Annotated in this window: 6 protein-coding genes; all 6 read right to left on the reverse strand. The window is 70.6% G+C overall.

Annotation, left to right across the window (positions count from 1 at the left end):
• Positions 1 to 135 precede the first annotated feature (135 nt).
• The 6 genes from AB0D57_RS46810 to AB0D57_RS46835 all read right to left on the reverse strand — a co-directional run bounded on the left by AB0D57_RS46810 (position 136) and on the right by AB0D57_RS46835 (position 6,195).
• Positions 136 to 2,220: an NPCBM/NEW2 domain-containing protein gene (locus tag AB0D57_RS46810; protein ID WP_362088628.1), complete on the reverse strand. Its 2,085-nt coding sequence runs from the start codon at positions 2,218 to 2,220 to the stop codon at positions 136 to 138.
• A gap of 423 nt (positions 2,221 to 2,643) precedes the next feature.
• Positions 2,644 to 3,633, reverse strand: coding sequence for a 2,3,4,5-tetrahydropyridine-2,6-dicarboxylate N-succinyltransferase (gene dapD, locus AB0D57_RS46815; protein ID WP_362088629.1), 990 nt, complete (start codon positions 3,631 to 3,633; stop codon positions 2,644 to 2,646).
• 115 nt (positions 3,634 to 3,748) lie between these two features.
• Complete coding sequence (locus AB0D57_RS46820) at positions 3,749 to 4,660, reverse strand: CU044_5270 family protein (protein ID WP_362088630.1); 912 nt, start codon at positions 4,658 to 4,660, stop codon at positions 3,749 to 3,751.
• A 2-nt stretch (positions 4,661 to 4,662) separates the two neighbouring features.
• Positions 4,663 to 5,259 (reverse strand): RNA polymerase sigma factor, encoded by a 597-nt coding sequence (locus tag AB0D57_RS46825; protein ID WP_362088631.1) that lies wholly within the window; start codon positions 5,257 to 5,259, stop codon positions 4,663 to 4,665.
• 70 nt (positions 5,260 to 5,329) lie between these two features.
• Positions 5,330 to 5,875 carry a TetR family transcriptional regulator gene (locus AB0D57_RS46830; protein ID WP_362088632.1) on the reverse strand — a complete coding sequence of 182 codons (546 nt, stop codon included), beginning with the start codon at positions 5,873 to 5,875 and terminating at the stop codon, positions 5,330 to 5,332.
• Positions 5,875 to 6,195, reverse strand: coding sequence for a multidrug efflux SMR transporter (locus tag AB0D57_RS46835; RefSeq protein WP_362088633.1), 321 nt, complete (start codon positions 6,193 to 6,195; stop codon positions 5,875 to 5,877). The genes AB0D57_RS46830 and AB0D57_RS46835 overlap by 1 nt, the downstream gene beginning before the upstream one ends.
• Between the last annotated feature and the right edge of the window lie 148 nt (positions 6,196 to 6,343).

Consider the following 6,343-nt stretch of genomic DNA (forward strand, 5'->3'; position numbering starts at 1 on the left):
CTGACGCCGTCCGCTCCCCATCCGGGCCGGCCCGACATCACGACGCCGTGGCGCGTAACCGCGCCACGGCGTCTCAAAGTCCTGGCGAATCGGCCGCACCCGGGTGAAGTGTCACCCGGGTGCGGCCGAGCCGCATCAGCAGGTCGCGTTCAGACCGGCCCAGTCGGCGCGGTCGTTGTAGCCGCCGTCGCCGCCGTCGCCAACCACCAGGTCGAGCACCCGGACGCCGGTCAGGTCGATGTCGGCCTCGCGGACGTCGTCGCGGGTCAGCACACCGCTGTCGAACAGCACCTTGCCGTCACCGATCACCTGGAAGGTCGACGTGCCGCCCTCCGGGCCGACGTTGCGCACCGCGTCGTCGATGCCGACGGTCGCGGTCAGCCGGCTGCACCGGTCGCCGAGGTAGTAGCGGACCGCGGAGGGCGAGGCGACCCCGATACCGGTGGGGTAGACCTCACCGAGCATGCTGATCGGCGACCAGCCACCGACGCTCTGGTCGACCGTCGGGCTCATCCACCCGCTGGTGGCGCTGATCCACTTGTGGTGCGACAGTGCGACGTCGCCGTCCGGCGCCGCCGGTGCGACGACCACCGACGTGGCCGTCTCCTGCCGCAGCCGTCCCTTGCCGGTCACCTCGTACGACGTGGTGGCGGTCAGCGCGCCGCTGCCCGGCTCGGCGGTGGCCGGCAGGGTCACCGTGAAGGCCAAGGTCACCGAGCCGTTGGACGCCAACTGCTTCGGCGCTGTGCCGAGCGGACGGGCCGTCCAGCCGGCGGGCACCGCCAGCTCGACCCGCGGCGCGAAGACCGGCATCGCACCGTCGTTACGGACGGTGACCTCGACCCGGGCCTGGTCGCCGCCGGCGACCACCGGGGCGACCCCGGCCGGCACCGCGTCGCCACCGACCTGCGTCACCTGCGGCAGGCCGGCGACGACGTGCGGAACACCGGGCTTGCCCGCGGCCTGGCTGACCCGGAACAGGGCCGCGCCGTGGGCCGGGACGGCGGCACTGATGGTGCCGGCGCTCTCGGTGACCTGGTTGGTCCAGGCGTTCTTCAGGGTGAACCGATCCCCGGACAGACCGACCGACCGCGCCTTCGTGGTCAGGGTCGCCGGGCTGTCGCCCCGGTTCAGCAGCACCACGGCACGGTCACCGTTGGCCAGCCGCTTCACCCAGGTCTCCGTCGTACCGGCAGGGCCGACGCGGACGGCCTGGACACCGGCGGAGTCCTGGTTGATCGCGAGAACATCGCGGTCCTCGAGAATGTCGAGCGAGGTCTTGCTGAGCTTACGGACGTCGCTGCCGATCACCAGCGGCGCGGCCGCCACCGACCAGAGCGTCATCTGGGTACGGAACTCCTCGTCGTTCATCCCCAGCTCAGGTCCGAGGTAGTCCGGGTCGTTGAAGTGCCCCGGTCCGGCGGCCTCAGGGTGCCGCGCGTTCGCGTCGTAGTTGCGCAGCACGTCCTTGAACTTGATCTCCCCGACGAAACCCACATCCGTGTACGTCCGCCAGGACTGCGCGATCGCCGGCGCATAGGACCAGGAGTACGTCGACTGCTGCTCCTCCGGGTAGTTGCCCCAGTCCGGAGAGGTCACCGGGTTGCAGAGGTTGAAGAGCATGGGGCGCTTGCTGGCATTGTTCCGCAACGCCTGGGCGAACTCGGTGTAGACGGTCTTCGGGTCGAGGTCCGCGGCGATCCCGCAGAGGTAGTCCACCTTGACCGCGTCGAACTCCAGGGCGGCGAAGTTGTCCGCGTCGCGCTGGTAGTAGCCGTGGCTGCCGAGGCCGCACTTGCCCGGGATGTACGGGCCGGCGTCGGTGTAAATGCCGGCCTTCAGGCCCTTGGAGTGGATGTAATCGACCAGCGGCTTCAGCCCGTTCGGGAACTGGTCGGGGTTGGGCACCAGGTCGCCGGCCGCACTGCGTGGCGTGGGCGCCGCCCAGTTGCCGTCGATCCAGACGTACTCGTAGCCGGCGTCGCGCAGACCGCTGCTGACGAGGAAGTCGGTTATCGACCTGATCTCGGCGTCGGTCGGATCGCCGCCCAGCGCGTAGTAGGTGTTCCAGCCCATGTACGGCGTCGGGCTCAGTACCTCCTGAGGTGCCGGCGCCGTGACGGCGACCGTGCCGGCCGCTGGGCCGGCCTGGGCGGATGCCGGCCCAGCGGCCAGCAGGCCGGTCAGGAGGGCGAGGAGGACGGTGAGATGTCGTTTCACATCGGAACCTTCGCTGTCCGATCGATCAGGCGTGCCGACCCGTCCTGGTCGTGAGTCTGAGGTGCCGCTCCCTCACGGAGGGTGCGGCGGTCGGTCTTCGGACCAGTCAATGCCTGCTGCGCCTGCGGTTTGTTTCCAGGATCTTGCAGCGGTTACCGGCGGGCGTCAATAATAATTCCTAAATTAAGAGTTACTGGTAGGGCGCTTCGTCAGGTACCCCAACTTCTCCCTACCGGGCGGCGCGTGATCGTGTATCAGGTGTGACACCTGAGGAGATGCCCGACCAACGCACGAGCGCCCTCCCGGCCGTCCTGGGGCCATGGAAGGGCGCTCAACGATGACCAACGCCGACAACTGCCGACAGCTCAGCAGCAGGTCAGGACGTTGATCGATAAGGTGGCCGCAGGTCACGGCCACCGGTGATCAGTTATGGCTGTGCAGCACCTCGTTCAGCCCGCCCCACACCGCGTTGTTCGGACGCGCCTCCACCGTTCCGGTGACCGAGTTGCGGCGGAAGAGGATGTTGGACGCGCCGGACAGCTCGCGGGCCTTGACGATCTCGCCGTCGGGCATGGTCACGCGGGTGCCCGCGGTGACGTACAGGCCCGCCTCGACCACGCACTCGTCGCCGAGGGCGATGCCGACACCGGCCTCGGCGCCGATGAGGCAGCGCTCGCCGATGGTGATGCGGACGTTGCCGCCGCCGGACAGCGTGCCCATGGTGGAGGCACCGCCGCCGATGTCGGAGCCGTCGCCGACCACGACGCCGGCCGAGATCCGGCCCTCGACCATCGACGTGCCGAGGGTGCCCGCGTTGAAGTTCACGAAGCCCTCGTGCATGACGGTGGTGCCCTCGGCGAGGTGCGCGCCGAGCCGGACGCGGTCGGCGTCGGCGATGCGGACGCCCTTGGGGGCGACGTAGTCGGTCATGCGCGGGAACTTGTCGATGGACGTCACCTGGAGGTGCAGCCCCTCGGCGCGGGCGTTCAGCCGCACCGTCTCGACGTCGTCGACGGCGACCGGGCCGAGCGAGGTCCAGGCGACGTTGGCGAGGTGGCCGAAGATGCCGTCCAGGCTCTGGCCGTGCGGCTTGACCAAACGGTGCGAGAGCAGGTGCAGACGCAGGTAGGCGTCGTGCGCGTCGAGCGGCTTGTCGTCCAGCGAGGCGATGACCGTACGGACCGCGACCACTTCGACGCCACGACGTGCGTCCGGGCCGATGGCCTTCGTCGCGCCCTCGCCGAGCAGTTCGACGGCCCGCTCGGCGGACAGCCGCTCGGTGCCGGCCGGGCCGGGCTCGGCGGACAGCTCGGGAGCGGGGAACCAGGTGTCGAGGACGGTGCCGTCGGCCGTGAGGGTGGCGAGGCCGGCGGCGACGGCGCCGGTGGTGCGAGTAGCAGTCGTGTCGGTCATGAGGCAAACCTAACTTGGCACAGGCCGCGCGGGCGAACCGGTGCGCCCGGCATCTCACGTGCCGGGCGCACCGCACGTGCCGGGCGCCTCGCACCAGCCGGGCGCACCGGACGGCTCAGGGCCGCTCACCCTTCTTGTCCACCACCGCCAGGGCCAGCTGGGCACCACTGATGACGATGTCGCCCTTCTTCTGGTCCGGACCGTCGCTCCGGGCCACGAACCGGAAACCGCTGTAGAGATAGGTGCTCGGGTCGAGGAGCAGTTCCTGCCGGTCCGCGGTCGGGTCGTCGCCCTTCAGGTACAGCGCGATGGCGTCCCGCCCGGCCACGTCCTGGACCTGCGCGGCCCGCACGCCGGGGATGGTGGCCAGGGCCCGGTAGATCTTGGCGAGTCCTTGTGGGTCGTACGCGTAGGCGCGGGTGAGAACCACGGTGAGGGCCCGGTACTCGTGTTCCGTACGGGCCTCGGAGACGTCGGTGGCGTAGAAGAAGGCGCGTGCCTTCGCCCGTACCTTCGCCGGGTCCTCCGGCAGGCTCTTGAGGAACTCGTACTCCTCTCTCGGCGAGTGGTCGTCGCCCGCCTGGCCGTTCTCCATGGCCGGATTCGCATACTTCGTCCAGTCCTCGCTGGTCTGCGGTCCCGGCCGATCCTCATCCGTCATGTTCGTCTCGACGGTCTTCTCGTAGATCCACTGTCCGTCGTGCGCGGTGACCGCGGGGCGGGCGGCGATCGCGTCCGCGGCATCGTTCAGCAGGGTCTTGGCGCTGCCCAGCTCGAGGGTGTAGCCCGGTCCGGCTCCCGGCTGCGCACTGTCGGGTCCGCCCATCACCTGCGTACCGATCAGTGCGGCCGCCGTGACCGCGGCCGCCGCCCCCACCACGGCGAGTCGTCGGCTTGCCCACGGCCTGCGGGTGCGGGTGCCGCGGACCGCCTCCCGCAGCAGCCGTTCCCGTCCGCTCACCAGTTCCGGGCGCCCCGCGGCCGGGGCCTCGGCGCGCAGCTCACGGACCACCGTCATCTCGTCCATGGTCAGACCACCTCCGTGGCGTCCAGCGTGAATGCGGGGTCGGCGCCGAGCGCCGAACGGACCTTGCGGCGGGCGCGGTTGAGCCGGGAGCGAACGGTACCGACGGGGATGCCGAGCGCCTCGGCGACCTCGACGTACGTCAGATCCGCCCAGGCCACCAGCAGCAGGACGTGCCGGTCGCCCGTGGACAGGGCGGCCAGCGCACCGGCCAGTGGGGCGTGCGCCGTCTGCGCGGTGACCCGGTCGTCGGCACGCGCGGACCAGGACTCGGCGACCGGGTCGTGACCGGTTCGGGCCAGCGCCCGCAGGGCCCGCACCTCGGCGCGGCGCTGCTTGCCGATGAGGTTGCCCGCGATGCCGTAGAGCCACGGACGGGCGTTGGAACGGTCGGTGTCGTAGCGGGCGCGGGTGCGGAAGGCGATGAGGAAGGTCTCCGCGGTGATGTCGTCGGCGGCACCCGTCCCCAGGCGGCGCGTGGCATAGCGGTGGATGTCCGGGGCGTAGCGGTCGTAGAGGCTCGCGAAGCGCTCCGGTTCGTCCAGCGATCGGGCGACGACCTCGGCGTCCTGGGACACCTCGGGGTCTGGCGGTCCGGTCACGTGGGTGGCCTCCGTGGGCGTGGTCGGGGTGAGCATGTCACCCGCTGTTCCCCGATGTCGCGAAGAGGGTTCACGCCCCTCGGCCGACGACCCGCGCCAGCACCTCCCGCGCGTACTCCTCGTCGTACGGAACATCCGTCAGCAGCACCTGCAAACAGATCCCGTCCATCAGTGCCACCAACGCCCGCGCCGTGACCGGGTCCGTTCGCCGGGACAGCAGGGCGGCGAGGTCCTGGGCCCATTCGGCGGCGACGGGGCGCAGGGCGGGGCGGCGCAGGGCGGCGAGGTAGAGCTCGTACTCCAGCTCGACGCCGGTGCGGTCGCCGGCGAGCCACTCGCCCATCCAGCCGGCCAGCTCCCCGGCCAGGTCTCCGTGCGGATCCTCCAGGCCGCCGCGCGCCGCGACCACCTTGGCGAAGCCCTCGTTCGCCTGGCGCAACGCGGCGACCATCAGCTCGTCGAGGGTCTTGAAGTGGTACGTGGTGGAGCCGAGCGGCACATCGGCCTCGGCGGCGACGGAGCGGTGGCTCAGCCCGGCGATGCCCTTCTCCCCGACGACCCGGATCGCGGCGTCGATGATCCGTTGGCGCCGCTCGGGGTCGTAGCGGCGGGCCATCAGTGCGCGCCTCCGAGGTTGAGCACCACCACGCCGCCGACGATGAGCAGGATCCCGGCGACCTTCGTGAAGGTCAGCGCCTCCCCGAACAGCGCGAGTCCGATGACGGCGATGGTCGCGGTGCCGATCCCGGACCAGATCGCGTAGGCCGTGCCGATGCCCACGGTCTTCAGGGTCTGGGCGAGCAGGGCGAAGGAGACGACGTAGCCGAGGGCCGTCAGCAGTGAGGGCCAGAGCCTGCTGAAGCCGTCGCTGTACTTCATGGCGGTGGTCGCGGCCACCTCGGCGGCTATGGCTCCGGCGAGCAGTGCGTATCCCATGTGCGCGAGCCTACCCACCGATGCGTACACCTGTACACAAGGCACGGACGCATCCTAGGGCCTGTCCGGCGGATCAAGTCGGAGGGAAGCAGTGGTGCCTTGTCGGCGCAGGTGAGCGGGGTCTGGTGCGTCGAGCTGCAAGGCGGAG

Origin of the sequence: Streptomyces sp. NPDC048275 (assembly GCF_040652275.1) — a bacterium.
Taxonomy (GTDB): Bacteria; Actinomycetota; Actinomycetes; order Streptomycetales; family Streptomycetaceae; genus Streptomyces.

What these genes read in the sequence shown, in the direction of transcription:
- dapD (WP_362088629.1), bottom strand. Translation starts at nt 3,633, where the DNA reads ATGACCGACACGACTGCTACTCGCACCACCGGCGCCGTCGCCGCCGGC.
- AB0D57_RS46820 (WP_362088630.1), bottom strand. Translation starts at nt 4,660, where the DNA reads ATGGACGAGATGACGGTGGTCCGTGAGCTGCGCGCCGAGGCCCCGGCC.
- AB0D57_RS46830 (WP_362088632.1), bottom strand. Translation starts at nt 5,875, where the DNA reads ATGGCCCGCCGCTACGACCCCGAGCGGCGCCAACGGATCATCGACGCC.
- AB0D57_RS46835 (WP_362088633.1), bottom strand. Translation starts at nt 6,195, where the DNA reads ATGGGATACGCACTGCTCGCCGGAGCCATAGCCGCCGAGGTGGCCGCG.